Raw genomic sequence first — 24,541 nt, 5'->3', positions numbered from 1 at the left:
GTCAGGGGCGCTCGGCGGCGAGCACCCGGCGGGCGGCCTCCACGTTGCGCCGGTTGGCGGCGGCGAACTCCCGCAGGGTGCCGCGGTCCGCGGCGATCGCCCGCTTCTGCAGGCCGGTCTCCACCGACGCCCACGTCGCCACGTACCCGGTCCTCCGCTGGCAGGCCACGTCGGCCCGCGCGGTGGCGACCTCCTGCGGCGAGGGGGCCGGGGAGTCCTTCCAGGCCGGGTCCCCGGCCGCCTCCGAGGGGTGGGCGTAGTCGTACCCCCCGGCGCGCATGCAGGCGCTCCACGCGGCGACCGCGCGCAGGACGCGCGGATCGCTCCGGCTCCTCTCGAAGAGGTCGGCGGCGATCGCGTGGTACGCGTCGTGGTCGGGCTTCGGGCCGCCGCTCCAGAGGCGCTCGTACGACTGCCGGGCGCAGCCGCCCTTACCGTCGGCGCCGTAGGCGGCGCGCGCCTCGCGGGGGGAGAGCGCCTCGTCGCGGGCGGCCCGGGCGGCGCGGAACTCCCGTAGCGCGGGCGCCTCGGGCGGCGGGTGGTAGCCGTAGCGCCGGGCGACCTCCGCCTCGATCAGGCCGTAGCGGGTCCGGTGCGGCGGGTCGAGGGCCTCCGAGGGCGGCGGCGGTACGACACGCCAGCCGAGGCCCGCGCGGCGCATGCACTCCCGCGTCAGCAGTTCCTCGGCGGCCTCGACGGCGTACCGCTCCGGCAGCCACTGCTCGTACGCGTCGAAGGGCAGTGCCAGGGCGACCGCCTCCGGCCCCGGCGGCGGGGGCGGCTCGGCGGGGGCCGCCGCCGGGGCCGGACCCGACGGGGCGGCGGCCCCCGCCGAGCAGCCCGGCAGGAGCAGCAGCGGGAGGACCATCAGGGCCGGCAGGGCCGGCGGCGGGACGGCGCGTGGGCGCATGGAACGCGTACTCCTTCACGGCCCGGGACACGGGTCCGGGGCGCGGCGGCGTCCCGAGGGGGACGGGCGCCGCGCCCCGGACCGCGCCTCACTGGAAGACGACGCAGCTCGCCTTGTTGTCGAACGACGGGTTGCTGCTGTTGCGGGACAGGTCCGAGTCCTTGGAGTACTTCTCCGCCGTGTACCGGAGCCCGGAGCACCGCCTGCCGTCGCCGTGCTGGTAGAGGAAGACCGCGTGGCCGGTGTCGTTCTTCATCGAGCTGGCCCCGTCGTTGACCGAGCGGGTGGTCTCCTTGCCGGTCGCAGGGTTCCGCCAGAAGTCGTTCTTCAGGAACCGGTCGGTACCGTTGTACGTGCGGTAGCCGCCCTTGTAGTCGTCGTGCTCGTACAGCTTGAGGGTCCCCGCCCGGACCGCTGTCGCGCCGGTGGTGTCGGCGCCGGCGGACCGGGCCGTGCCGAGCAGGGCCGCCGCGGCCATCGGCGCGGCCAGCAGGGCGAGGACGGACTTGCGCCTCATCTGTGTGGTCCTTCCGGTGTGTCGTCTCCCCCGTCGGGAGAACGTGCCTCCAGCGTGCCGGGGGGACGCCGGAAGGTCGTTAGCACCGGGTGCCCACCTCCTTGGCGTTCCCTCCACCGGGGGACGGCGGACGGGGACGGCCGCGAGGGGCGGCCCGCCGCGGGGCGTGCGGACGGCCCGTCAGGAGCTTCGCCTCCCCGGCCGGCCGTGGCCGCGCGCCCGCAGGACCGCGTAGGCCGCGAGGGCGAGGACCACCAGGACCAGGACCGCCTTGGAGAGGACCCCCACGTACTTCTCCACGACGCCCCAGCGGTCGCCCAGCCAGTAACCGGCGAGCACCAGGGCGGAGTTCCAGATCAGACTGCCGAGCGCGGTCAGCGCGAGGAAGACCGGCACGGGCATGCACACCAGCCCGGCGGGGACGGAGACGAGGCTGCGGAAGACCGGCACCATGCGGCCGAAGAAGACCGCCTTGGTGCCGTGCCGTGCGAACCACGCCTCCGTGCGCTCCAGGTCGGAGGGCTTCACCAGCGGCAGCCTCGCCCAGAGGGCGTGCATCCGCTCGCGGCCGAAGGCCCTGCCGATCCAGTAGAGGGCCACGGCCCCCACGGTCGACCCGAGCGTGGTCCAGAACAGGGCGGAGACCAGCGTGAGCACCCCCTGCCCGGCGGCGAAGCCGGTCAGCGGCAGGATCACCTCGCTGGGCAGCGGCGGGAACAGGTTCTCCAACGCGACGACCAGCCCGGCCCCGGGACCGCCCAGGGTGTCGACGAGGCCGGCGGCCCAGCCGGCGATGCCGTCCGCGGACGCCCGGGGTGATGCCGTGGACGTGAGGCGCATGGGGTCTCCAGACTGGCGGCGGACCGCACGGGAAGGACTGGCCGACGACGGTGCAGCCGGGCGCGGTCACCACCGCGTCCGGCTGCACCGTCGTACTCCTGGGGGTCAGGCGCGCCGCCGGGCCCACATGGGGGCGACGAAGGAGATGAGGGCGGCCGCGATGCCGATCTGGAAGAGGTGGCGGATCCAGTCGACACCGCCGGTGTCGCGCACGCCGAAGGCGGTGGCGAGTGCGTTGCCGCCGACGGCGCCGACGATACCGAGGAGGACCGTCAGCCACAGGGGGATGGGCTGACGTCCGGGAACGACGAGCTTCGCCAGCAGACCGATGACGAGCCCCGCAATGATGGCCCAGAGAAACGACACGACACTCCTTCCGTTGACTGTCCCGACCTTCGGGTGCCATCCCGCCTGCCCACCCGCGGCGGACGTAAGCCTCGTCCACCGCGGGGATCTTCGCGGGGTTCCGCGGTGCGGCCACGCGGTCCTGCGGCGCGGTGCCGGGCCGGGTGCCCGGGGCCGCCGCGGCGCGGGACCCGCCCGGACGGCCCCGCGTCAGCGAGCGGCGCCCCGCCGTCCCGCCCGCGCGGGGGTGCCGCCCTCCGGCAACGGCCCCCGCGCCAGGGCCCGGACGCCGTCGTCGGCGTCGGGGCGCAGACCGGTGGGCTGGGGGCCGTGCCAGTCCAGGCACAGCACGGTCGCGTCGTCCTCCAGGTGCCCCCCGCAGGCGTCGCACACGGCGGCGACCAGGGCCCGGACGGCCTCGCGCGGGTGGAGGCGGCGGGTGTCGCGGAAGAGGGCGGGCAGGTCCACGCCGGCCGCGCCGCGCTCCTGCATGCCGTCGGTGAGCAGGAGCAGCCGGTCACCGGGGCGCAGCCCCAACTCCTGCACGCGGTAGGGGGTGGGGGGAGGAGACGCCGAAGGGCAGGTCGGGGGAGACGGCCAGTTCCTCCACGGTGCCGTCGCGCAGGCGCAGCGGTCTGGGATGGCCGGCGTTGACCAGCCGGACGCCGCCGCCGTCGAGGTCGACGCGGAGCAACTGGCCAGTGGCCAGGCCGCGGCCGTGGTCGAGGAGCGCCCGGTGCGCCCGGCGGGCCTGTTCCGCGATGCCGCACCCGACGCGCCGGGCACCGCGCAGCGCGCCGAGCAGCAGGGTGGCCAGCAGGGCGGACTCGGTGTCGTGCCCCATGGCGTCGGTGATGGACAGGTGCAGGGTGCCCCGGTCCAGGGCGTAGTCGTACGTGTCGCCGCCGATGTCGTCGGCCGGCACCAGACCGCCCGCGAGGGAGAACTGCGCGGCCTCGCAGCACGCGGCGGAGGGCAGCAACTGGTGCTGGATCTCGGCGGCCAGACTGGTGGGAGTGCTGCGCCGGCCCCAGTGGTAGAGGTCGGTGAAGCGCCGGTCGGTGACGATGATGTACGCCAGCGCGTGCGCCGCGTCCACCACTCGGCGCAGCACCGCCTCGTCGGCGCACGGCAGCGTCAGCTCCAGCACGCCGACGCAGTCACCGCGGTTGGTGACCGGCGCGACGGCCCGGTGGCCGCCCTTCCCGTCCGGCTCGACGCGGAGGCGCTGGGACCTCAGGACCTCCTCGTACACGCTTCCCCGCAGGCCTGTGCGCGTCGCCCGGCGTCCGTCCTCCGCCCCGTCGGCCGTGGTGAGCCGCACCAGTTCCTCGCCGACCAGGTCGACGAAGAGGAACGACACGCAGTCCGCCCCGAACCGCTTCCGCAGGTTCCGGGCCACGACATCGACGGACTCCACCGGCGAGGCGGCCTCCGCCTCCACCAGGATGTCTCCCAACCCCAGCACGTCACCGTCCACGGCGGCCTCCTTCGGTTGCCGCTTCTTCTTCCCCGGGTCCCCCCGCTCTCACGTGGCCTCCCCGCGGCGGCGCCCCCCTGGTCCGGGCGGGTGCGCGGGCGCTTGGACCCGCCCGGAGCCCGGCCGCGGGCGCCCGGGTGCGCCCCGGGCGCCCGCGGCCGACGGACCCGGTCGACCGCGACCTCACCGCTTCTGGTCCCGCCGGCTCCCGGGCGCGGACATGACGCATCTCCGCGCCCGGTCGGGCCGGGCGTGTCCCACGTCCTCCTCAGACCCGGCGTGTGCGGCGTTCGTCGCCGACGCCTTCCCGGACGATCGTCGGCCGGCGGGTCGCGAACCGCATGCGGACCGAACCCCCGCCGGGAGCCCCGGGGGCGGTCCTCTGCCGACGGCGCGTCAAGAAGGACCCCCGGCTCGCCCACCACCCGGCCGGGAGGCCGCACCGCGTATCGACCCGCTACGCCGAGCGGCCGTCCGACGCCGGCGCCCCGCAGCCGCCGGCTCCGTCGCACCCGCACGACGGACCACGGCCGAGGCACCGGACGACGCCTTCGAGACCGGGCTGACCGGGACGCGGGAGCTCCGGCGGAACCACCGGCAGGTCAGGAGGGCGATCACCCAGCGGGTGACGCGGCGCAGCGAAGAAGGCCCCACCGCGCGCTCGGCGCATCCCGCCCGCCGAGCACGAACGGGACTTCCGGAAAGAACAGGGACAACTCTCGCCATCCGCCTGAATCATCGGAATCGGAATCCCCGAACTCGGGGCAGCCCACGTGCGCGTGTACGCCGGCACCCGGCGGACTCTTGCGCAGGCCCGGTCCGTGTAGTGGGCTGCCCCCCATGACTACGAGAAACATGGCCGCACTGGCCACGGCCCTGGTCGTGGCGTCCGTCCCCCTGGCGGGCGCGCCGGGCCAGCGCGCGATGGCGGCCGAACCCGCTGCTGTCAGCCCGGCGGCGTCCGCCGAGTCGACCCTCGTCCGGGGCGTGGACCTCAACACGGTGACGATCCCCGAGCTGCAGGCGCGCATGCACCGCGGCTCGCTGACGTCGGCGGCGCTGACGACGGCGTACCTGCGGCGGATCAAGACCATCGACCCGAAGATCAACTCGGTACTGCGTACCGACCCGACGGCCCTGCGCCAGGCGGTCGCCAGCGACGTCAGGCACCGTCGCGGCACCGTCCGCGGCCCGCTCGACGGTATCCCCGTCCTACTCAAGGACAATGTGAACACCCGCGACATGGCGACGACCGCCGGGTCGCTGGCACTGGCGGGCAGCCGTCCGAACACGGACGCGGCCCTGGTCACGAAGCTGCGGGCAGCGGGCGCGGTGATCCTCGGCAAGGCCAACATGTCCGAATGGGCCAACTTCCGTGCGGCGAAGCCCACATCCGGCTGGTCGGCGGTGGGCGGCCAGACCAACAACCCCTACGTCCTGGACCGGAACCCCTGCGGATCGTCCTCCGGTTCGGCCGCCGCGCTCGCCGCGTCGTTGGCGCAGGTGACGATCGGTACGGAGACGGACGGCTCCATCGTGTGCCCGGCGGGGATGAACGGCGTGGTCGGCCACAAGCCCAGCCTCGGACTGGTCAGCCAGTCGGGTGTCATCCCGATCTCCGCGGAGCAGGACACCGCCGGTCCGATGGCACGCAACGTCATCGACGCCGCGCTCACCCTTTCGGTGATCAGCGATCGCGACACCGTGCGCGCCGACCGCGCCCCCGGTCTCGCGGACGGGGCCCTGCGCCCCGGCGGTCTGCGTGGTAAGCGCATCGGGCTGTGGCGGCTCCCCTCGCTCGGCCCGCAGGTGGACGCCCTGATGACCCGGACGGCCGCCGAACTGCGCGCCGCGGGGGCCCGGGTCGTCGAGGTGACCCCGCCGTACCAGGCGAGACTCGCCGAGCTCGAGTTCCCGGCGCTGCTGAGCGAGTTCCACCGGGACATCGACGCCTACCTCTCCACCCGCACCGACGGGCCCCGCACCCTGGCCGACCTGATCGAGTTCAACCGCACGCACCCGGCCGAGCGGACCTGCTTCGCCGGACAGGAACTGTTCGAGCAGGCACTGCTCGCGCCCCCGACCACCGACCCGCGGTACCGGGCCATGCGGGCCGAGCTGCGGGACCTCTCGCGGCGCTCCATCGACGAGACCATGGCCGCCCACGACCTGGACGCCATCGCCTCCCCGGCGAACCCGCCCGCGTGGACGACCGACTGCGCCCGTGGCGACAACGACGTCATCCCGTCCTCCACCCCGGCCGCCGTCGCCGGGTACCCGTCCCTGTCCGTACCCGCCGGATTCGTGGGCGAGTTGCCGGTCGGCCTGCTCCTGATGGCCGGCGACCGCCAGGACGCGGAACTGCTGTCGCTGGGAGCCGCGGTGGAGCAGCGGCTGGACGCCTGGCGGGCACCGCGGTACCTGCCCTCGGTACCCGCCGGCGCCTCCCGGTGAGGCGACCGCCGACCACCGGAAGGGCCGCCTGTCCCACGGGGCGGCCCCGCCCCACCCGGCGACCGGGGCCACACCGCGCGAGGTGACGGGGGCCCGGGGCCACGCGCGGGACGGCGTCCCCACGCACGTCCTGCGCGACACCCGGCGCGGACCGTGAGCCGGAGGGACCGGCTGGCCAAGCGCCTGCGCCCGGCCGCCCGGCAGCCGGAGACCGCCGTCGAGCGCCGCGGTCGAAGGCCCCGGCCGTGATCGGACGCTGCCGATGGGCCCGAGCCCGCCTGCTTCGCCCCGCCGATCGTTCGATCGGCGGGGCGAAGCGCTGCGGAGCGGCCGTGCGGGCTCGCGGCCGGCCGGTGGTGTGGGCGTCGACGCGGGCGGAGTCGATCGCGTTCCCCCGCCGGAAGCCGGCCGCCGGCCTGATCCCGCAGGCCCCGGGTGCCCGGGCGGAACGGGCGACGGCTCCCGCCCGAGCGCCCGCACGTCCACCGGGCCCATCCGCCTCCGTACCCCCCGCGCCCGCAGGGACAGTCCCCGCGCCCGCCGTTCGCCCACCACCCGGCGACGAAGCGGTCCGCGCCGATGAGGGTCCGCCGTGCGCGGCCGTGCCGGAGTGGGCGCGCCCTGACGGCGACGGCTGCGGCACGGTGGTCACGGCGGTCGACGCCCCCTACGGCGTGGTCGCCGTACTCACCGGTTCCGTGAAAGTGGTGGAGGACGGCATCGTCGGCGCATGACCCGCAGGCCGGGAAGCGCGCTCCCGCCCCCGCGGGAACGGCCTCCCACCGGCCTCCCGGCCCTCGGAAGGGGGCGGGGTCAGTCGGCGGGCCGCTCCACGCGTACCGTGAGCAGCCCCTTGCCGGCCACCGCGGGCAGGGACAGGGTGCGGTACCCCATGGAGTCGAACAGGACGGTGATCCGGTCGCCCTCCTCGCTCATGACCGTGCCGTCGCCCCACTCCCCGTGCCGCACCGGCGTTCCCGGCGGGTACGAGGCGGCCGCGGGGTGGCGCGGCCGGGCGTCCTCCCCGTCCCCCACACCCTGCGCGACCGTGCCGTCGGCCGGCGAGGCCGCGCGGCACACGTCGCACCCGCCGCACGGCGCCTCGTACGCCTCGCCGAAGTAGCCGAGGAGGAAGCGGCGGCGGCACCCGGTCGTCTCGGCGTACCCGAGCATCATCTCCAGCCTCGACTGCTCCAGCCTCTTCCGCGCCTGCGCCTCCTCCGCCGCCCGTGCGGCGGCGTCCTCGGCCGTCACGCCGGGGACGGGGCGCACCTCCCCGTCGTCGCCGGTGCGCACCGCACCCGCCTGCTCCAGGAGGTTGGCCGCGGCCGTCACACGGCGGCGCGACAGGTCCGTGCGCTCGCCGACGTCGTCCAGGGCGACGGGCCCGTCCTGTCCGTGGATCCGCTCCGCGACCTCGCCGAGGGTCTCCTCGTCGGGGGTGCGGGCGGTGAAGAGGCGCTGGAGGCCGCGGTCCTCCGGCCGGTAGTGGAGGACCGCGACGGCCGGCTCCCCGTCGCGGCCGGCCCGGCCGATCTCCTGGTAGTAGGCGTCGAGGGAGCCCGGCACCGAGGCGTGGAGCACGAACCGCACGTCCTCCTTGTCGATGCCCATGCCGAAGGCGGAGGTGGCGACCACCACCTCGGCCTCGCCGGCCAGGAAGGCGTCGTGCACCCGGGAGCGTTCACCGGCGGCCAGCCCGGCGTGGTAGGCCGCGGCCGACAGGCCCAGCCCGGCGAGTTCCTCCGCGTAGCCCTCGGCGTCCTTGCGGGTCGCCGCGTACACGATCCCCGGCTTGGGCTCCGCCGCGGCGCGCTCCACCACCGCCCGGCGCTTGGCCGCGTCGTCGGGGAACCTGCGCACCTCCAGGGCGATGTTCGGCCGGTCGAATCCGGCCACGACCAGTGCCGGGTCCTCCATGCCCAGCCGCCGGACGACCTCCTCGCGCACCGGAGGGGCCGCCGTGGCCGTGAGCGCCAGGACCGGAGGGCGGCCCACGCGCCGCACCGCCTGCGCCAGGCGCAGGTAGTCGGGGCGGAAGTCGTGGCCCCAGGCGGCCACGCACTGCGCCTCGTCCACGACGAACAGGGAGGGCGCGGCCCGGGCGAGACGCTCGACCACCTCGTCCTTCGTCAGCTGCTCGGGGGAGAGGAACAGGTACTCGGCGTCCCCGTGCCGCACCGCCTCCCAGGCCGCCTCCGTCTCCCCGGCCGACTGGGAGGAGTTCACCGCGACGGCGTCCGGGGCGTCGCGGGCCAGCAGGCCGGCGATCTGGTCCCGCTGCAGGGCGATGAGCGGGGAGACCACGACGGTGGGTCCGGGAAGCAGCAGCGCGGCCACCTGGTACACCGCCGACTTCCCCGCGCCGGTCGGCATCACCGCCAGCGTGTCGCGGCCCGCCGCGACCGCCTCCATCGCGGCCAGCTGCCCGGGTCGCAGCTCCTCCCAGCCGAACACCTCGGCGGCGGTGCGCCGCAGGCGGTCCGCGGTTCGCCTCTCCTGGGACATGGCGCCTCTCCCCTCGTCCGTCCGGCGCCCTGCGCGCCGGTCCCGCGGCCGCGCCGCTTCGCCGCCCGGTCCGCTCCGGGTGCTCCTGCCCCCTCCCGTACGGGGGAGACCTGCCGCGGGCGGTCGGCCGCGGCGCCCGCACCTCCGACGGGATCCCGGAGCTCCGCCCGCCCCCGGAACGCAAACGGACGGCGGGAACGGGGGTACGGGAACGGGGGTACGGGGACGGCCGGGCGGGAGGCCCGCGCCGTGCCGCCCGCCCCGGCGCCGGCGAGCAGCGGATGCGAAGGCGACGCCGGAGCGAAGGTCCCCTCGACCGGGGCGACGGTGCGGTCGAGGGGGACGGTCCGGGGCCGCGGTGGCCACGGGCCGTGGACGCCCGCACCCGACGGCGCGCGCCGCCCGGTGGCCGTACCACCGCGGTCGGCACGCGTGGGCGCGCACCACCACGGTCGGCACCGCGCGGGCGCGCACCGTCGCGACCGCCATGCCGACCGTGCCGTGACGGGAGTCGGAGGGCGGCGTCCGCGCCTGCGCGGACGGCCGGAGCGCCGTGGTCAGCCGAGGCTCGCGAGCAGGTCGTCGCACGCCTGCTCGCAGCCGCGGCACGCCTCGGCGCAGACGCGGCAGTGGTCGTGCACGTCCGCGTGGCTCTCGCACTCGTCGGCGCACGCCCCGCACACCGTGGCGCACGCCCGGAGGACCGCGCGGGTGATGTCGGCGTCGTAACCGGTGTGGCGGGACAGTACGGCGGCGGTGGCGTTGCAGACGTCCGCGCAGTCCATGTCCGTGCGGATGCACTTGGTCAGCTCACCGACCATGCCCCCGGCCAGACAGGCGTCGGCGCAGGCCGTGCAGGCCTGGGCGCAGGCGACGCACGCCTCGATGCACCTGGCCACGGCCTGCTCGTCCACTCCGCCCAGGTCCGCCGGATACGTGTCCAGCATGTCCTTGACCGATGTCATCCCCGTGCCTCCTTCCTCGCGGGCCCTGAGGCGAACGGCTCTCCACCGTCCGCGGAGCCGCATGCGGCGACAGGACGGGTAACACCCGTACGGGCCGGCAAACGGCCCCGGCCCGGGCGGTCGCCGGGCGGCCCCCGTGCCGGAACGGGGACCGTGGACCGTGGAAGAGCCCCCGGAGGCCCTCACCCCCGCGGCCCGCACCGGTGCCATACGGGTGACCGGCGAGGGGGAGCGGGCGCTGGCGGACCCCCGCGGCCCGCGCCGGTGCCGTACCGGGCGGTGGCGCCGGGAAGCCGCCCGGGGACGGCGGCAGGGCTGGTGACCGGGCGATCGGGTGGCCCGGTGCCGCCGGTACCAGGGCGCCGTCCGGGCCGACGACGGCCGCCGGCCGGGCGGCTGGACGATCGGGTGCGGAACCCCCCGTTCGCGAAGCTGAACCGGTGGCGGACCCGGGCGGTTGGACGATCGGGTGCGGAACCCTCTCCGGCGGGCACGGGTCCGTACTCCCGACCGGACCGGTGAGGCGGCCTCCCACCCCCGGCCCCGCGCCGCCCCGGCCGCGGATCGTCGAAAGCGGCCGGTGACCGGCGACCGCGGCGGGGGCGGCCACACCGGGCGCCGCCGCGCCACTCCCTCTCCCCGGACGTCGGGTGCCGGGTGCCGGACCGGCGCAGGCCTGTGGCATCCGCGCGCGGGTCCCTACGAGCGGCCCAGCGCCCGGGCCAGTTCGTCCTTGTTCATCGACGAGCGCCCTTCGACCCCCCGCCGCTTCGCCTCCTGGTAGAGCTCGTCCCGAGTCGGCTCCTTCGAGCGGTTCCCGGACTTCTCGCCGCCGCGCTGAGAGGGGGACTTCCCCCGGGTGGAGCTCCGGCTGGCGGACTTCGCCTCGCCGGAGCGGGCCCGTTCCTTGTTGACCGTACGGGCCGCCATCTCCTCGGCCCGGTCCTCGGACATGCCGCGCTTCCTGCCGCTTTCCTTGATGTGCTCGTACTGCCGCTCCCGCTTCGGGCTGCTGCCTCGGGGCATGGCGTGTTCCCTCTCGCTCGTCCGCTTGCCGCCGTACCGCCCGTTCGCGGGCGTGGTCGCGCGGCGGCCCTCTTCGATGAGATGCGCGTTCCCCGCAGGGCGCGGGGGTAACGACCGTCGCCCGGGCGGGTGCGGGCCGGATGCCGGATGCCGGATGCCGGGCGGCCGGCCCGGGTCCGGGCGCGGTGGACCGGTCCGTGGGCCGACCGGTGGACCGGGCGGGCGCTCGGCGTCCCGCGCGGGGCCGCCCGTCCGGCGCGGGGCCCGCACCCCCCGAGGAGCAGGAACGGAGAAGCGCGTGTCTCCGGCGGCCTCCGGCGGTGGTCCCCGGCGGACTCCCGCGACGTACTCCTGCACCGGGCCGGCCACGGCGGGAGCCCCGCCGGTCGGGCCGGCCACGGCGGGAGCCCCGCCGGTCGGGCCGGCCACGGCGGGAGCCCCGCCCGTCGGGCCGGCTTACGGCAGCAGACCCGCCCGTCGGGCCGCCACCACCGCCTCCAGCCTCGTGTGCGCGCCCAGCTTGCGCATCGCCGACCGCAGGTACCCCTTCACCGTCTCCGGCCGCACCCCCAGCCGCCGGGCCGCGTCGGCATTGGTCGCCCCCGTCGCCACCACCGCCAGCACGTCCACCTCCCGCGGTGCCAGCCCCTCCCGCGGCGTGCCCGCGTCCGGGGCGGAACCGTCCGCCGCCGCTCCCCGGGCCGGGCCGTCCGCCGCCGCGAGCCGCCCGCACGCCGCCAGCAGCTCGGCGCGCACCACCGGGTCCGCGATGCGCGGCGCCAGCGCGCGCAGTTCCCCGTGCGCCTCCCGCACGGCTTCCCACGCCGCCGCACCGCAGGCCGCCGGCCCCCCGGCCCCGGGCACCGGCTCCACGAGGCGCCGCGCCTCGTCCCGCACCGCCAGCGCCTGCTCCATCTCCCGCGCCACCGCCACCGCCGCGTCCAGCACCCGGCCGCCCAGCGGCTGCGGCGCGCGCAGCGCCCCGTACAGCACCGCCCGCACCCGGTGACCCACCACCACCGGCACGGCCAGCACCGACCGCAGCCCCTCGGCGGCGACCGGCTCGTCGTACTCGTGGCTGATGTGCCGCGCCGCCCGGTAGTCCGTCACCGCGCACGGGCGGGCCAGCACCATCGACCGGCCGCCCAGGCCGCTCCCGGAACCGATCGCCAGCCCGCGCAGCGCTCCGGACGACGCGCCCGACAGCTCCCCGATCCGCAGCCGCGCCCCGGGCCGTCCCTCCAGCAGCCCCCCGAAGGCCACCGGGAGCCCCGTGGCCCGGCGCATCCGCAGCAGCGCCGTCCGCAGCTCGGCCGTGTCACTCCGCCGTTCGCCCACGCGCACCGCCCCCGCCCGCCGCTTCACCCCCGTACGGGGGTAGTGAGACCCGTGTCACCGATTACACGATGGCGCGAACCCGTCCCGCAACGAGGAGGACACAGATGTCGGGTAGCGGCGCGACCGAGGAGTTCCGGGCCGCCCGGGACTTCCTGCTACGCCACCGGGAGGACTACGAGGCGGCGTACGCCGGCTTCACCTGGCCCCGTCCCGCCCGGTTCAACTGGGCGCTGGACTGGTTCGACGCCGTCGCGGACGGCAACGACCGGACGGCGCTGCACATCGTCGAGGAGGACGGCGCCGAGACGCGGCTGTCCTTCGCCGAGATGTCCGCCCGCTCCGCCCGCGTCGCCAACTGGCTGCGCGACGCGCACGGCGTGCGGGCCGGTGACCGGATCGTGGTGATGCTCGGCAACCAGGCGGAGCTGTGGGAGACCTCCCTCGCCGCGATGAAGCTCCGTGCCGTCGTCATCCCCGCCACGCCCCTCCTCGGGCCGGCCGACCTGCGGGACCGCGTCGAACGCGGCCGGGCCCGCCACGTGGTCGCCCGTGCCGCCGACACGGCGAAGTTCGACGGGGTGCCGGGGGAGTACACCCGCATCGCCGTGGGCGCCCCGGCCGGGGGACGGGCGCCTGGGCCGCGTACGAGGAGGCGTACACGGCCGACGCCGCCTTCACCCCGGACGGCCCCACCGGGGCGTCCGACCCCCTGATGCTCTACTTCACCTCCGGCACCACCGCCCGCCCCAAACTCGTCGAGCACACCCACACCTCGTACCCCGTCGGGCACCTGGCGACGATGTACTGGATCGGCCTGCGCCCCGGCGACGTGCACCTCAATATCTCCTCGCCCGGCTGGGCGAAGCACGCCTGGTCGAGCCTCTTCGCCCCCTGGAACGCCGAGGCGACCGTCTTCATCCACAACTACACGCGCTTCGACGCGGCCCGCCTCATGGCCGAGATGGACCGGCACGGCGTCACCTGCTTCTGCGCGCCGCCGACCGTGTGGCGCATGCTCATCCAGGCCGACCTGACCGCCCTGCGCACCCCGCCCCGCGAGGCCGTCGCGGCCGGCGAACCGCTGAACCCGGAGGTCGTCTCCGCCGTACGGCGCGCCTGGGGCGTCACCGTACGGGACGGTTTCGGGCAGACCGAGACGGCCGTGCAGATCGCCAACAGCCCCGGACAGCCGCTGAAACCGGGCTCCATGGGGCGGCCGGGCCCCGGCTTCCGCGTCGAGCTGCTCGACCCGGTGACGGGGAAGCCGGGCGCCGGCGAGGGGGAGATCGCCCTGGACCTGTCGGCCGCCCCCGTCGGGGTGATGGCCGGCTACCACGGCGACCCGGAGCGGACCGCCGAGGCCATGGCGGGCGGGTACTACCGCACCGGCGACATCGGCGCCCGCGACGCCGACGGGTACCTGACCTACGTGGGCCGGCGCGACGACGTGTTCAAGAGTTCCGACTACAAGATCTCCCCCTTCGAGCTGGAGAGCGCGCTCCTGGAGCACGAGGCCGTCGCCGAGGCCGCCGTCGTACCCGCGCCCGACCCAGTGCGGCTGACCGTGCCCAAGGCGTACGTCGTCCTCGCCGAGGGCTGGGAGCCGGGGCCGGACACCGCGAAGGCGCTGTTCGCGCACGCGCGGGCGATCCTCGCCCCCTACAAGCGGATCCGGCGCGTCGAGTTCGCCGACCTGCCCAAGACCGTGTCCGGCAAGATCCGCCGCGTCGAGCTGCGCGAGCGCACCGCGCACGGCTCGGCCGGCGAGTACCGCGAGGAGGACTTCCGGTGACCCGCACCCCACGGCCGTCGTACGCGCACGGCACCGGTGGGACGTCCCTGCTCGGCGACACGATCGGCGCAGCCCTGGCACGCACCGTCGAACGGTTCCCCGACCGGGAGGCGCTCGTCGACGTCCCGTCAGGGCGCCGCTGGACGTACGCCGAGTTCGGCGCAGCCGTCGACGAGCTGGCCCGCGCGCTCCTCGCGTCGGGCGTGGAGCGGGGCGACCGGGTCGGCATCTGGGCGGTCAACTGCCCGGAGTGGGTGCTCGTCCAGTACGCCACCGCCCGTGTCGGCGCCGTCATGGTGAACATCAACCCCGCCTACCGGGCCCACGAACTGGCCTACGTCCTCAACCAGGCCGGGGTGAGCCTCCTCGTCGCCTCCCTCGCCCACAAGGCGAGCGACTACCGCGCGCTGGTCGAGCGGGTGCGCGCCGAGTGTCCGGCACTGCGCGAGACCGTGTACATAGGCGACGCGAGCTGGGACGCGCTGGTCGCCCGCGCCGCACCGGAGCGGGCGGAGGAACCGGCCGCCCGCGAGGCCCTGCTGTCCTGCGACGACCCGGTCGACATCCAGTACACCTCCGGCACGACCGGCTTCCCCAAGGGCGCCACCCTCTCCCACCACAACATCCTCAACAACGGCTTCTTCGTGGGGGAGACCCTCGGCTACACCGAACGGGACCGGATCTGCCTGCCGGTGCCGTTCTACCACTGCTTCGGCATGGTGATGGGAAACCTGGCGGCCGTCTCCCACGGGGCGTGCGTCGTCATCCCCGCGCCCTCCTTCGACCCGGCCGCCACCCTGCGCGCCGTCGAGCGGGAGCGCTGCACCTCCCTGTACGGCGTGCCGACGATGTTCATCGCCGAGCTGAACCTGCCGGACTTCGCCGCGTACGACCTCTCCTCCCTGCGCACCGGGATCATGGCCGGGTCGCCGTGCCCGGTGGAGGTGATGAAGCGGGTCGTCGCCGAGATGAACATGGCGGAGGTGTCCATCTGCTACGGCATGACGGAGACCTCGCCGGTCTCCACGCAGACCCGCCGCGACGACGACCTGGAGCGCCGCACCGGCACGGTCGGCCGCGTCCTGCCGCACGTCGAGGTCAAGGTCGTCGACCCGGTGAGCGGGGCGACCCTGCCGCGCGGCGAGGCGGGCGAGCTGTGCACGCGCGGGTACGGGGTGATGCTCGGCTACTGGGACGAGCCGGAGCGGACCGCCGAGGCGATCGACGCGGGCCGCTGGATGCACACCGGCGACCTGGCGGTGATGCGCGAGGACGGGTACGTGCGGATCGTCGGCCGCATCAAGGACATGATCATCCGAGGCGGCGAGAACGTCTACCCGAGGGAGATCGAGGAGTTCCTGTACGGCCACCCCAAGGTCGCCGACGTGCAGGTGGTCGGCGTGCCCGACGAGCGGTACGGGGAGGAGGTCCTGGCGTGCGTGATCCCGCGCGACCCGGCCGACCCGCCGACGTACGAGGAGATCGCCGCGTACTGCCGCGACCGGCTGGCGCACTACAAGGTCCCGCGGCGGGTGGAGGTCCTGGACGCCTTCCCGATGACGGTGAGCGGCAAGGTGCGCAAGGTCGAACTGCGCGAGCGGTACGCACGTCCCGCCTGATCTCCCCGCCCCGCCGGCCCCCGGCCTTCGGGCCCCGGCCCCCGGTGCTGCGTCAGCGCAGGTCGCGGCGCATGCGGACGCGCGGGCGGCGGTCGGGATGCACGGAGACCTGCTCGACGTGGGCGGCGCCGTCCACGGGGTCCCGGGCCGGGTACGGGACGGGGCGCCCGTCCCGGTCTGCGACCCGGGCCCGGCCCGCGGCCCGGTACTCCTCCGGGACGTCGAGCGGCAGAGGGTCGTCGTCGGCGACGGCGTCCATGCCGAGGGCGCGGAACGGCTCACCGGCCGCGCGTTCGACGTCCTGGAGGAACGGCAGGTCCTCCGGGCGGGCGGGGCGCACGCGCATCGCTCACGCCCCGCGCGCGAGGAGGTCGTCGGCGGGGGTGTTCACGGGCTGCGGGGTGCCGGTGAGGTCCATGACGAACAGCGGCAGGCCGACGCCGTCGGCGCGGGCGCGGGAGGCGTCCTCGTACCCGGCGAGCGAGAAGTACACGGCGGCCGACGACGAGGCGAGCCCCTCCAGCCACAGGCACTCCACGGCGCGCAGCGGCACCGGACGGGTCGTCGGGTCGACCTGGGCGACCATCCCGGGGCCGCGCAGCTCGACGGCCGGGGTGACGGAGGAGCGGCGCTCCTCGGGCTGCACGACCTCCCGGAAGCCCAGCCAGCGCAGGTAGAGGGCGGCGGCGGTCACCACGTCGCGGGCGGTGCGGATGGTGACCGGGTTGAAGGCGGGGCGGACGGCGGAGGAAGGCGGCGGGTACGGGGAGGCGGCCCGCACGGTGGAGAAACCCGTGGTGGAGAAGGTCGGGTCGGTGGTGAGGGGGTGCCGGGGCCGCCGGTGCCCTGGTCTGCGGCGCCGGGCGGTCCGGCGGGCACCGCGGTCGCGGCCGGGTCCCCGGGCTCCGGTCCCGCACCGGCCGGGCCGCCCGGCGCCGACGGGCGGGGCGGCGGTGCGGCCGCCGGACGGACCGGCAGGCGCAGCACCGTGCCGCACGGGCAGCCCAGCTCAGGCTGCGGCCACTGGTCCCGGCGTCCGCACGCCCCGCACCGCACCGTGACCCACTCGTCGGTCCAGGTGCGGTGGGTGATCGGCTCGGGAGGGGCGTCCCCCACCAGGGCGGGGGTGACGGGAGCCCCGCAGGCGCACGGATAGACGGGCGGTGCGTACGTGTGCGCGCGGCGGCAGGCCGGGCAGCGCACCGGCACGTTCTGTTCCACGGCGATCGCCCCCTTCGTTCCGGCGACCATCGTCCACCACCCGGGGCCCGCCGGGGAGGGCATTCGGCCATTCCCCCGACGGGTTCCGGCACCCGCGCCGCACCACCCGCGCACGACGGAGGAGCCCCACGGCTCCGGGAACCCGCGTACGCGGCGGCGCACCGGGCGGCCCGATCCCGCCGAACCCCCGGCGTACCGCCGTCGGGACCGCCTCCCTGCCATGGCGGCACGGAGGCGGGGTAGGCGTAGGGACATGAGCGACATCGTGGACGCCGACGAACTCCTCCGCCGCATCCGGGCGGCCCGCGACTGGGCCAGGAACCAGGAGGAGAACGCCTCCGACGACACGGCGGCGACGGCCTACCGGGCGGTCCGCCGGGTACTGGAGAGGCTCGTGGACCCGAGCCGCGCGACCGACCGCTGACGGCGGGCCCCTCCCGCCCCGCGCCCCGGGCCGGTGCGGAGGGCCGGGCGGCCCCGGCCCGCGCGTCCGGCCCCGCCCGGAGCGGCGGCTTCGACCGTGCGCCGCTCCCCGCGAACCGCGGTCCCGCCCGCACGGAGGCGGCGGGGAGCGCTTACCCCTCGTCCGGGAGGCCGCCGGAAGGGGCGCGGTCCCGCCGCCCGCCGTCCGCGGAGGCCCCGCCGCCGGGTCCGGCGCGGACCGCGGCCGGTTCACGGTCTGCGGCCCCGCCCCCGCACGGCCTTCCCGCAGGTGCCGCCCGCACCGCCGTTCCCGCCGGTGCCGGACCCCCGGGCCGAGGCGGCACCGCACCCGGCCCCCGCGCGCCGCGCGGCCCGCTCACCCCTCTCCCCGGAGGCGTTCCAGGTCCGCCACCGTGTCGATGTCGTACGGATCCGCCACGTCCCCGCACGGCACCAGGGTGATCTCCCCCTCGTGCGCCCGCAGGTAGGCCCGGGCCCCCCGGTCGCCCTCCGCGCCCGCCGCGGCCCCCGCCCACCGGTCCGCGCCCAGCAGCACCGGGTGCCCGCGCCTCCCGCCGTACGACGCCGAGGCCAGCGAGCCGCGCCCCCGGTACGCCCCGGCCACCCGCGCCATCGCCTCCGCGCCGATCCCCGGCTGGTCCACCAGGACCACCAGCGCCGCGCCCGTGCCGCCGCCCGGCGCGGCCCGGGGCGCCAGCGACGCCAGGCCCGCCCGCAGCGACGAGGCCATGCCCCGCTCCCACTCCGGGTTCTCCACCAGCACGCACCCCGTGAGGTCCGCCCCCTCCCGCACGGCCCGGGCCGCGGCGCCCAGCACCACGTGCACCGGCCCGCACCCGGCCGCCCGCAGCGCGGTCACCGCGTGCTCCGCCAACGGCCGCCCGCCGTACTCCAACAGGGCCTTCGGCCGCCCCCGAGCCGCCTGCCGCCGCCCGCCGCGAGCAGCAGGCCGGCGACCGGCGCCGGAGGGGAAGGGGCCGCTGCGGTCTCGCCCGCTCTCGTACCGTCCACGAGGAGTGCATACCGCGTCCGCTCGCGCGTGGAGCCCCGGCGTCCCGCTTGGATAGGGTGCGGGTCCGGCACCGCAGTGCCGTTCACGCAACACACCGCGCGCGGTGGGGCCTTTTCAGGAGACATGGATCGATGAGTGGTGGTCAGCACCATGGGGGAACCGTCTTCCAGCCGCTGGAGGGGGACGATCCGCGTTCCGTCGCGGGGTACCGGCTCGCGGCGCGTCTCGGCGCCGGCGGCATGGGCAAGGTCTACCTGTCGTACACGCCGGGCGGCCGCCCCGTCGCCATCAAGGTGATCCGGCCCGACTTCGCACAGGACGCCGAGTTCCGGCGCCGCTTCGCCCGGGAGGTCCAGGCCGCGCAGCGCGTCCAGGGCCTCTACACCGCGCCGGTCATCGACGCCGACACCGACGCCCGCGAGCCGTGGCTCGCCACCGCGTACGTCCCCGGCCCCTCCCTCGCCGACGCCGTCCAGAAGCACGGCCCGATGCCCGTCGACACGGTGCTGCTGCTGGTCGCCGGCGTCGCCGAGGCCCTCCAGGTCATCCACGGCGCGGGCATCGTCCACCGCGACCTGAAGCCCGGCAACGTCCTCCTCGCCGCCGACGGGCCGCGCGTCATCGACTTCGGCATCGCCCGCGCCGCCGACGCCACGTCGCTCACCAGCAGCGGCGTCACCGTCGGCACGCCTGCCTTCATGGCGCCGGAGCAGGCCGCCGGAAGCACGGTGACGCCCGCGACCGACGTGTTCGCGCTCGGGCAGGTCGCCGCGTACGCCGCGCTGGGCAGCCCCGCGTTCGGCGAGGGCACCTCGCACGGGGTGCTCTACCGCATCGTGCACGAGGAGCCCTCGCTGGACGGGCTCCCCGACCGGCTGCGCGAGCTGGTCACCCGCTGCCTGGCGAAGGACCCGGCCGTCCGTCCGTCCGTCGCCGAGGTGCTGACGATGTGCCACCGGGCCAGCGACCAGACCGCGTTGCGCCGTCCCGAGGAATGGCTGCCCGGCGCCGTCGCCGCCGACATCACCACCCGCACCGCCGCCCCGGCCCCGGCCGCCGCCACGACGCCGCCCCCGCCGGCCGCGCCGCCCGCCGGGTCCGGCGCCCCGGCCACCGGTCCCGCGACCCCCGCCCCCACGCACTCCGCCACCGCCCACGCCGCGCCGTCCGCGCCGCCGCAGGGCTTCGGCCCCCCGCCCGTCGCGGGCCCCGGCCACGCCCCCACGCCCCCGCCGCACCCGTACGCCCACCCGACCGTCGGCGCCGCGCCGTACGGCCCCGGCGCGCCCGCCCCGGCACCGGCGCCCGCGCCGAAGCGCAGGTCCCGGGCCGCGCTGATCGCCACCGCCGCGGTCGTCGCCTTCGCCGTCGCGGGCGGCGCCACCGCGTACGCCCTCCTGAACGGGAGGACCGACCCCACCGGCCAGGCGCAGGGCGCCGCCTCCGGCACGCCCGACACCCCGCCCGCCTCCGCGGACACCACCGGCAGGGAGGAGGGCGACCGGGCCGGCGAGGACGCCGGTACGGGCGCCGACGCGGGCGCCGGCGGCACCCCGTCCCCGGACGGTGCCCCCGCCACCCCGCCGGAGCCGGTCGACTTCAAGGGCATCGACCTCACGGAGGGGTACGAGCTGTCCCTCGCGGACGACCCGGTGAAGCCGAAGGAGGACGGCGGAGACGTCTTCTACGGCATGTCCGGCGTCTCCACGCCGAGCAGCGGCCGCCTGGTGCTCCTGCGCAGCGGACAGGCCGGCTCGCTGGACACCTGCCTCGACGAGACGCGCTTCACCACCTCCGTCGACGACTCGCAGATGTCCAAGGGATCCCGCATGTGCCTGCAGAACGGCGCCGGGGACGTGGCCCTGCTGACCGTCGTCGGCTTCTCGCCCGAATCCGACCCCAGCGACTACATCACCCTCGACGTGAGGGTGTGGCGCGGCGCGATGGACGTGGAGCGGACGAGCTGACCGGTGTGGGCGGCGCGGGCCGGTCCGGGCCGCCCGCACGGGCCCGTCGCCCGCGCCGCGCCCGCCCGGGCCCGCCCGCGCTGTCCGCGCCGCCTCCACCCGTGTCGCCGGGCTGCCGTACTGCACCCCGTGCCACATACGGTCCGCACCGTCACGGCGAGTTGCGGCAGGCGGTGGAGAGGCCGGCTCCGACTCGCCGATGCCGATGGACCCCCGCCGGCGGCCCGACGCACCACGATCCGCCGACCGGACCTGACGTGGACGTGCAGCCCAAGGCCGGGACAGCCCGAGAAGCCGTCCTCACCCACGTCACGTCGGCCCCGGGGAGCCCCTCCGCTGAGCAGGCAGCCCGAGCCTTGAACCGGAGCCCGTTCCCCGGCCGCGCCTGGATCACCCCCGCTCGGTTGCGGTCCCCGCGTCGGATCGGACCCCACCTGCGCCTGTGAGGGGTGCGGTTCCAGCAGCGGTGGCACCTACCGCGTCCAGTTGTGCTCACGGTGTCTCCCCGAGGCCCAACCGGCCGAGCGACCCGGCGGTGACGCGCAGGCTCTGCCCTCCCTCCTGGGGCCGCGTACCTGGCCCCGGTCGGCGCCGGGCGGCCGCACAGCGTGACCTACCGGCTGTCCCGCGACGGGGTTCACGATCTACCGAACGAGCCCACGCGCGCTGGCGCGAAGCCGACCCACCAGCAGTTCGACGAGCTGGCCGGCGCGCCGGCCACCCGATACGTCCGCGCCCTGCTCGTCGCAGCCGAAGTCCTGTCTCCGCGCGACAAGCACCTCGAAGCCCTTCCTCGAACGGCGGAGGAGCTGCTAGCGCAGGCACCCGACCACCATCGTCGGATCGTCACTCCCCTCGCCCACCGGGACCTCCTGCATCGCGTCCGCCGCGCTAGGTGTTCTGTCCGGGGAGGTCGTGGACGGTGAGCCAAGTCCCGGCTGAGGGATCTTGAACCAGGTGAGGACCTTCCGGCTCGGTGCGGATTGCGGCGACGACACCAAGCGACAGCCCGCCGCAGCCACTACCGACCAGGGTCGACTGACCAACTCACCAGACGGATCACGGAACCAGACCGGAGTACTAGGCGGCGACGCGCAGGGGAGAGCGGCGGACGGCGACCGGCATGAGTGCGCCGACGAGGGCGAACAGCGCGCCCAGGGCCAGCCAGCCGCGCCCGCCGTCGTCCGACAGGCACAGCGTGGACAGCAGCCACGGGGCGACGGCCGTCGCCACTCCACGGCCGAGGGAGAAGAAGCCCTGGTACTGGCCGTGCGCGCCGTCCGGCGCGAGGGTGAAGCTCAGGCCGAACGACCCGGCCGAGGTCCAGAGTTCACCGGCCGTCAGCAGCACCGCGAAGACGATGAGCAGCAGCACGGCGAGCCAGGGCGCCGCCGCACGCGTGAAGACCACCACCACGCACGCGGCCAGCAGGCTCAGCCCGGCGCGCCGGCACAGGCGTGCCGCGCGCGCATCGTCGTCCGCCCCGCGGCTCGCGCGGATCTGCAGGAGGACGACCATGGCCGCGTTGAGCACGACGATGACGGAGACGGTCAGCGGGGGAGCAGCCGTGTGGTTGACGACCCAGAGCGGCACGGCGAAGGAGAGGACCTGCGACTGCAGGCTGAGCACACCGCAGATCGCCGTGACCCAGACGTACCGGGAATCGCGGAACACCTGCCGGCGCGACGACCGCGGAACCGCCTTCCCGCCGGCCACGACGGCGTCCGCGGCCAGTCCGCGCAAGGGGATCGCGGCGGCCGGGAACGTCAGCGCCGTGCCCAGCAGCAGAACCGTGAAGGCGAGGGTGGTCCCCAGGTCGATGGCGATGGCCGCCAGTCCCGCGCCGATGGCCACCCCCACGTTCGTCACGACCCGGAGGTACGCCCGCAGCCGCACCCGCTCGGCCCCCTCGCCGACCACGGCGATCAGCGCTCCGCGGGCCGCGCTGCTGCCCTGTTCGGCCAGCGTGAAGACAACGATCAGCGCCAGGAACAAGGGGAAGGAGCGGACCAGCGCGAGCATGGCCATGGTCGCGAACTGCACGATGAGCAGGACGCCGTAGGTGCGGCGCGGGCCGTAGCGGTCCGCCAGGCCGCCGAGCGGTACCGCTCCGGCGAGGGATATCAGCCCGGCGAGGGTGAGGCCGAGAGCGACCCGGCCGGCGGAGAGGCCCGCGACACGAGTGAAGAACAGCACGCTGGTCGGCAGGTACAGACCGCTGCCCAGCGTCTTGATCAGCCACGAGGCGGCGAGCAGGCGCGGTGCTCCCGGGGCGGGCAGCAGTCTGTGGACCAGCGAGCCCCTCACCGCGGCCCCCCGAGCGCGTGCAGCCGGTCGTTGAGCCGGCGGGCCGCCTCGGGCCCGTCGACGGCGTAGTGCACTTCGACGTTGCCGGTTCCGCTCTGTTCCGGGGGCAGGGCTTCGACGACCCCGGGCAGGGCGAGGGCCTGTTCCGGCAGGCCGTCCCGAGCCGGCAGCTGCGTGCGGCCGACGGTCCGCTCCTGGGGGCGGGGGACGAGCTCCGACGGCTCGTCGAGGGAGGCCCGGACGAACTCCTCCCACAGGTCGATGCCGAAGGCGTGCCACCACATACGCGAGACGCCCAGGCCCCCCGGCCTGATCGCGACTTCTCCGATCAACGGTCCCTCGGCGGTCTCGAAGACCTCGAGGTGCGTCACGCCGTCGGACAGTTCGAGCGCCTCGGCCACCCGGTCGTGCAGGGCGAGCACGTCTTTGGCGAACGGGTCGTCCTGGGCAATGAGGTAGCCGCTGCTGTACTCGTGCGGGGTGTGCAGCGGCGGGGTGAAGTAGCGGGAGACCGCCGCCAGCCGGACCCGGCCACCGCGTACGACACCGTCGCAGTGGTACTCGTCGCGGAATCGCACGAGGCGCTCGACCTGGACGGGGACGCGGCGCGCCGCGAGGGCCTCGAAGCCGCCCGACAGCCGCCGGGCGTCGAACTCCTCCTGGGAGTCGAGGCGGTAGGTGCACCGGGAACCGGAGCCGAACACCGGCTTGACCATCACCGGCCAGCCGATCCGCCGTGCGGCCCGCGGGATGTCGTCGACGGTCGCGGCCTGCGCGAAGTCCGCCACCGGCAGACCGGCGGACCGCAGTCTCGCCTTCATGGCGCGCTTGTGGGCCGCCCACAGGGACTGGTCGAAGGTCGGCCCGGGCAGACCCAGCAGGGACCGGATGAGCCCGGCCGGCAGGACGCTCTTCTCGGTGGCGGCGATGACGTGGTCGACCGGGCCGCCGCTGACGAGTTCGTACGCGGCGCGCTCGACCTGCGAGAGGTCTTCGAAGCTGTCGACGAAGGCGGTCTCCCAGCCGGTGTAGAGCCCGGCGTACGCCTTGCGGGTGAGTACCCGGACCCGCAGGTCGGCGCGGTCCGCCAAGGCGCGTACGACCTCGGGCTTGTCGGAGTTGAGCAGCAGGACCTGGCGGGTCATCCGGGCGCCTCGATTCGGTAGTAGGTGACGGTCGCCTCCACCTCGTCGACGACGGCCCAGGTCGGGACCGGCCCGCGGACCGGACCGACGTTGACGAGGTACCGGCCGTCCGGGGCGAGGTGCACGGCCTCGCCGAGGCGGAGCGGGATGCTCACCACGTCGGCCCAGGCCCGCCCGGTGGCCGGCAGCCGGTGCACGGCGCTGCGGTGATGGTGGCCGTGGAAGAGGGCCCGCCCGGTGAACCCGGCCTCCAGGGGGCACCATAGGCCCGGTTCGGGCTCCTGCCAGGATGGCAGCGCGTGACCGTGACAGTACGTGGCGAAGTCCGTGTGGAACGACAGCGGCGCGTCGAGCACCGGACGTGCCCATGCGGGGCGGGCCGGACCGGGGACGAGCGTGCTGATGCGCTCTTCCTGGTTGCCCCGTACGACCCGTGCGCCGTCCAGCAGGGCGACCAGCTCGGGGTCCTGGTCGAAGACCTCGTCGACGCGCGAGAACGTGTGGCCCGCGACGTCCCGTTTGCCGACGTGGCACTCGAAGACGTCGCCCAGGCAGACGACCTGGTGCACGTGCTGGTCCCGCACCCGTGCCAGGACCGCGCGCAGACCGGTGGTGTTGCCGTGGATGTCGGTGACGACGGCGTAGCGCATC

At 75.8% G+C, this 24,541-nt stretch carries 18 protein-coding genes and 3 pseudogenes; 6 read left to right on the top strand and 15 right to left on the bottom strand.

The features are described from left to right. Position 1 precedes the first annotated feature (1 nt). The 5 genes and pseudogenes from LUW75_RS02925 to LUW75_RS02905 all read right to left on the bottom strand — a co-directional run bounded on the left by LUW75_RS02925 (position 2) and on the right by LUW75_RS02905 (position 4,092). Positions 2 to 910, bottom strand: a complete 909-nt coding sequence (locus LUW75_RS02925) for a hypothetical protein (RefSeq protein WP_250334224.1) — start codon at positions 908 to 910, stop codon at positions 2 to 4. Between the two features lie 88 nt (positions 911 to 998). Further along, a complete protein-coding gene (locus tag LUW75_RS02920; RefSeq protein WP_250334223.1) occupies positions 999 to 1,427 on the bottom strand; it encodes a hypothetical protein in 429 nt (142 codons plus the stop codon). Positions 1,428 to 1,607: 180 nt separating this feature from the next. Continuing rightward, positions 1,608 to 2,267 (bottom strand): DedA family protein, encoded by a 660-nt coding sequence (locus LUW75_RS02915; protein WP_250334222.1) that lies wholly within the window; start codon positions 2,265 to 2,267, stop codon positions 1,608 to 1,610. Between the two features lie 105 nt (positions 2,268 to 2,372). Further along, positions 2,373 to 2,633, bottom strand: coding sequence for a GlsB/YeaQ/YmgE family stress response membrane protein (locus LUW75_RS02910; protein WP_250334221.1), 261 nt, complete (start codon positions 2,631 to 2,633; stop codon positions 2,373 to 2,375). A gap of 189 nt (positions 2,634 to 2,822) precedes the next feature. Continuing rightward, positions 2,823 to 4,092, bottom strand: a pseudogene (locus LUW75_RS02905) (PP2C family protein-serine/threonine phosphatase). Between the two features lie 840 nt (positions 4,093 to 4,932). Between LUW75_RS02905 and LUW75_RS02900 the strand changes: the two are divergent. Together LUW75_RS02900 and LUW75_RS24245 are read left to right on the top strand one after the other, a co-directional pair. Continuing rightward, positions 4,933 to 6,546, top strand: coding sequence for an amidase (locus LUW75_RS02900; protein ID WP_250334220.1), 1,614 nt, complete (start codon positions 4,933 to 4,935; stop codon positions 6,544 to 6,546). Between the two features lie 602 nt (positions 6,547 to 7,148). Continuing rightward, positions 7,149 to 7,280: a hypothetical protein gene (locus tag LUW75_RS24245; RefSeq protein ID WP_284453796.1), complete on the top strand. Its 132-nt coding sequence runs from the start codon at positions 7,149 to 7,151 to the stop codon at positions 7,278 to 7,280. A gap of 79 nt (positions 7,281 to 7,359) precedes the next feature. Here LUW75_RS24245 and LUW75_RS02895 read toward each other — a convergent pair whose 3' ends face one another. The 4 genes from LUW75_RS02895 to LUW75_RS02880 all read right to left on the bottom strand — a co-directional run bounded on the left by LUW75_RS02895 (position 7,360) and on the right by LUW75_RS02880 (position 12,383). Further along, complete coding sequence (locus LUW75_RS02895; protein ID WP_250334219.1) at positions 7,360 to 9,054, bottom strand: RecQ family ATP-dependent DNA helicase; 1,695 nt, start codon at positions 9,052 to 9,054, stop codon at positions 7,360 to 7,362. A gap of 557 nt (positions 9,055 to 9,611) precedes the next feature. After that, positions 9,612 to 10,019, bottom strand: coding sequence for a four-helix bundle copper-binding protein (locus LUW75_RS02890; RefSeq protein WP_250334218.1), 408 nt, complete (start codon positions 10,017 to 10,019; stop codon positions 9,612 to 9,614). A gap of 699 nt (positions 10,020 to 10,718) precedes the next feature. Continuing rightward, entirely contained in the window at positions 10,719 to 11,045 is a 327-nt protein-coding gene (locus LUW75_RS02885; protein ID WP_250334217.1) for a plasmid stabilization protein, read from the bottom strand. Positions 11,046 to 11,501: 456 nt separating this feature from the next. Continuing rightward, positions 11,502 to 12,383, bottom strand: coding sequence for a helix-turn-helix transcriptional regulator (locus LUW75_RS02880; RefSeq protein ID WP_349816390.1), 882 nt, complete (start codon positions 12,381 to 12,383; stop codon positions 11,502 to 11,504). A gap of 104 nt (positions 12,384 to 12,487) precedes the next feature. On the opposite strand from LUW75_RS02880, the pseudogene LUW75_RS02875 reads away from it, so the two are divergent. Further along, positions 12,488 to 14,175: pseudogene (locus LUW75_RS02875) on the top strand (AMP-binding protein). Then, complete coding sequence (locus tag LUW75_RS02870; RefSeq protein WP_250334216.1) at positions 14,172 to 15,794, top strand: AMP-binding protein; 1,623 nt, start codon at positions 14,172 to 14,174, stop codon at positions 15,792 to 15,794. Before LUW75_RS02875 ends, LUW75_RS02870 begins: the two are co-directional and overlap by 4 nt. 52 nt (positions 15,795 to 15,846) lie before the next feature. On the opposite strand, the gene LUW75_RS02865 is transcribed toward LUW75_RS02870, so the two are convergent. Both LUW75_RS02865 and LUW75_RS24865 read right to left on the bottom strand, forming a co-directional pair. Then, entirely contained in the window at positions 15,847 to 16,140 is a 294-nt protein-coding gene (locus LUW75_RS02865; protein ID WP_462933686.1) for a GNAT family N-acetyltransferase, read from the bottom strand. Positions 16,141 to 16,143: 3 nt separating this feature from the next. Continuing rightward, positions 16,144 to 16,575 carry a hypothetical protein gene (locus tag LUW75_RS24865; protein ID WP_462933685.1) on the bottom strand — a complete coding sequence of 144 codons (432 nt, stop codon included), beginning with the start codon at positions 16,573 to 16,575 and terminating at the stop codon, positions 16,144 to 16,146. Between the two features lie 693 nt (positions 16,576 to 17,268). Here LUW75_RS24865 and LUW75_RS02855 point away from each other — a divergent pair. Further along, the gene (locus LUW75_RS02855; RefSeq protein WP_250334215.1) at positions 17,269 to 17,439 is read left to right on the top strand and encodes a hypothetical protein; all 171 of its coding nucleotides are present in this window, start codon (positions 17,269 to 17,271) and stop codon (positions 17,437 to 17,439) included. 375 nt (positions 17,440 to 17,814) lie between these two features. Here the strand turns inward: LUW75_RS02855 and LUW75_RS02850 are convergent. After that, positions 17,815 to 18,407, bottom strand: a pseudogene (locus LUW75_RS02850) (nucleotidyltransferase family protein). A gap of 195 nt (positions 18,408 to 18,602) precedes the next feature. On the opposite strand from LUW75_RS02850, the gene LUW75_RS02845 reads away from it, so the two are divergent. Beyond that, positions 18,603 to 20,438: a serine/threonine-protein kinase gene (locus LUW75_RS02845; RefSeq protein ID WP_250334214.1), complete on the top strand. Its 1,836-nt coding sequence runs from the start codon at positions 18,603 to 18,605 to the stop codon at positions 20,436 to 20,438. Positions 20,439 to 21,518: 1,080 nt separating this feature from the next. On the opposite strand, the gene LUW75_RS02840 is transcribed toward LUW75_RS02845, so the two are convergent. From LUW75_RS02840 to LUW75_RS02830, 3 genes are read right to left on the bottom strand one after another with little or no spacing between them, the layout of a single operon-like run. Then, positions 21,519 to 22,745 (bottom strand): MFS transporter, encoded by a 1,227-nt coding sequence (locus tag LUW75_RS02840; RefSeq protein WP_250334213.1) that lies wholly within the window; start codon positions 22,743 to 22,745, stop codon positions 21,519 to 21,521. Next, complete coding sequence (locus tag LUW75_RS02835; protein ID WP_250334212.1) at positions 22,742 to 23,890, bottom strand: ATP-grasp domain-containing protein; 1,149 nt, start codon at positions 23,888 to 23,890, stop codon at positions 22,742 to 22,744. Before LUW75_RS02835 ends, LUW75_RS02840 begins: the two co-directional genes overlap by 4 nt. Next, positions 23,887 to 24,540, bottom strand: coding sequence for a metallophosphoesterase family protein (locus LUW75_RS02830; protein ID WP_250334211.1), 654 nt, complete (start codon positions 24,538 to 24,540; stop codon positions 23,887 to 23,889). Before LUW75_RS02830 ends, LUW75_RS02835 begins: the two co-directional genes overlap by 4 nt. Position 24,541: the final 1 nt, after the last annotated feature.

Source organism: Streptomyces sp. MRC013 (genome assembly GCF_023614235.1).
Taxonomy (GTDB): Bacteria; Actinomycetota; Actinomycetes; order Streptomycetales; family Streptomycetaceae; genus Streptomyces.
The sequence above is the reverse complement of the archived record's forward strand: the minus strand, read 5'-3'. Positions and strand labels throughout refer to the sequence as shown.

Coding starts and splice junctions, on each gene's coding strand:
- LUW75_RS02925 (WP_250334224.1), bottom strand. CDS start 910: ATGCGCCCACGCGCCGTCCCGCCGCCGGCCCTGCCGGCCCTGATGGTC.
- LUW75_RS02920 (WP_250334223.1), bottom strand. CDS start 1,427: ATGAGGCGCAAGTCCGTCCTCGCCCTGCTGGCCGCGCCGATGGCCGCG.
- LUW75_RS02915 (WP_250334222.1), bottom strand. CDS start 2,267: ATGCGCCTCACGTCCACGGCATCACCCCGGGCGTCCGCGGACGGCATC.
- LUW75_RS02900 (WP_250334220.1), top strand. CDS start 4,933: ATGACTACGAGAAACATGGCCGCACTGGCCACGGCCCTGGTCGTGGCG.
- LUW75_RS02895 (WP_250334219.1), bottom strand. CDS start 9,054: ATGTCCCAGGAGAGGCGAACCGCGGACCGCCTGCGGCGCACCGCCGCC.
- LUW75_RS02890 (WP_250334218.1), bottom strand. CDS start 10,019: ATGACATCGGTCAAGGACATGCTGGACACGTATCCGGCGGACCTGGGC.
- LUW75_RS02885 (WP_250334217.1), bottom strand. CDS start 11,045: ATGCCCCGAGGCAGCAGCCCGAAGCGGGAGCGGCAGTACGAGCACATC.
- LUW75_RS02865 (WP_462933686.1), bottom strand. CDS start 16,140: ATGCGCGTGCGCCCCGCCCGCCCGGAGGACCTGCCGTTCCTCCAGGAC.
- LUW75_RS02855 (WP_250334215.1), top strand. CDS start 17,269: ATGAGCGACATCGTGGACGCCGACGAACTCCTCCGCCGCATCCGGGCG.
- LUW75_RS02845 (WP_250334214.1), top strand. CDS start 18,603: ATGAGTGGTGGTCAGCACCATGGGGGAACCGTCTTCCAGCCGCTGGAG.
- LUW75_RS02835 (WP_250334212.1), bottom strand. CDS start 23,890: ATGACCCGCCAGGTCCTGCTGCTCAACTCCGACAAGCCCGAGGTCGTA.
- LUW75_RS02830 (WP_250334211.1), bottom strand. CDS start 24,540: ATGCGCTACGCCGTCGTCACCGACATCCACGGCAACACCACCGGTCTG.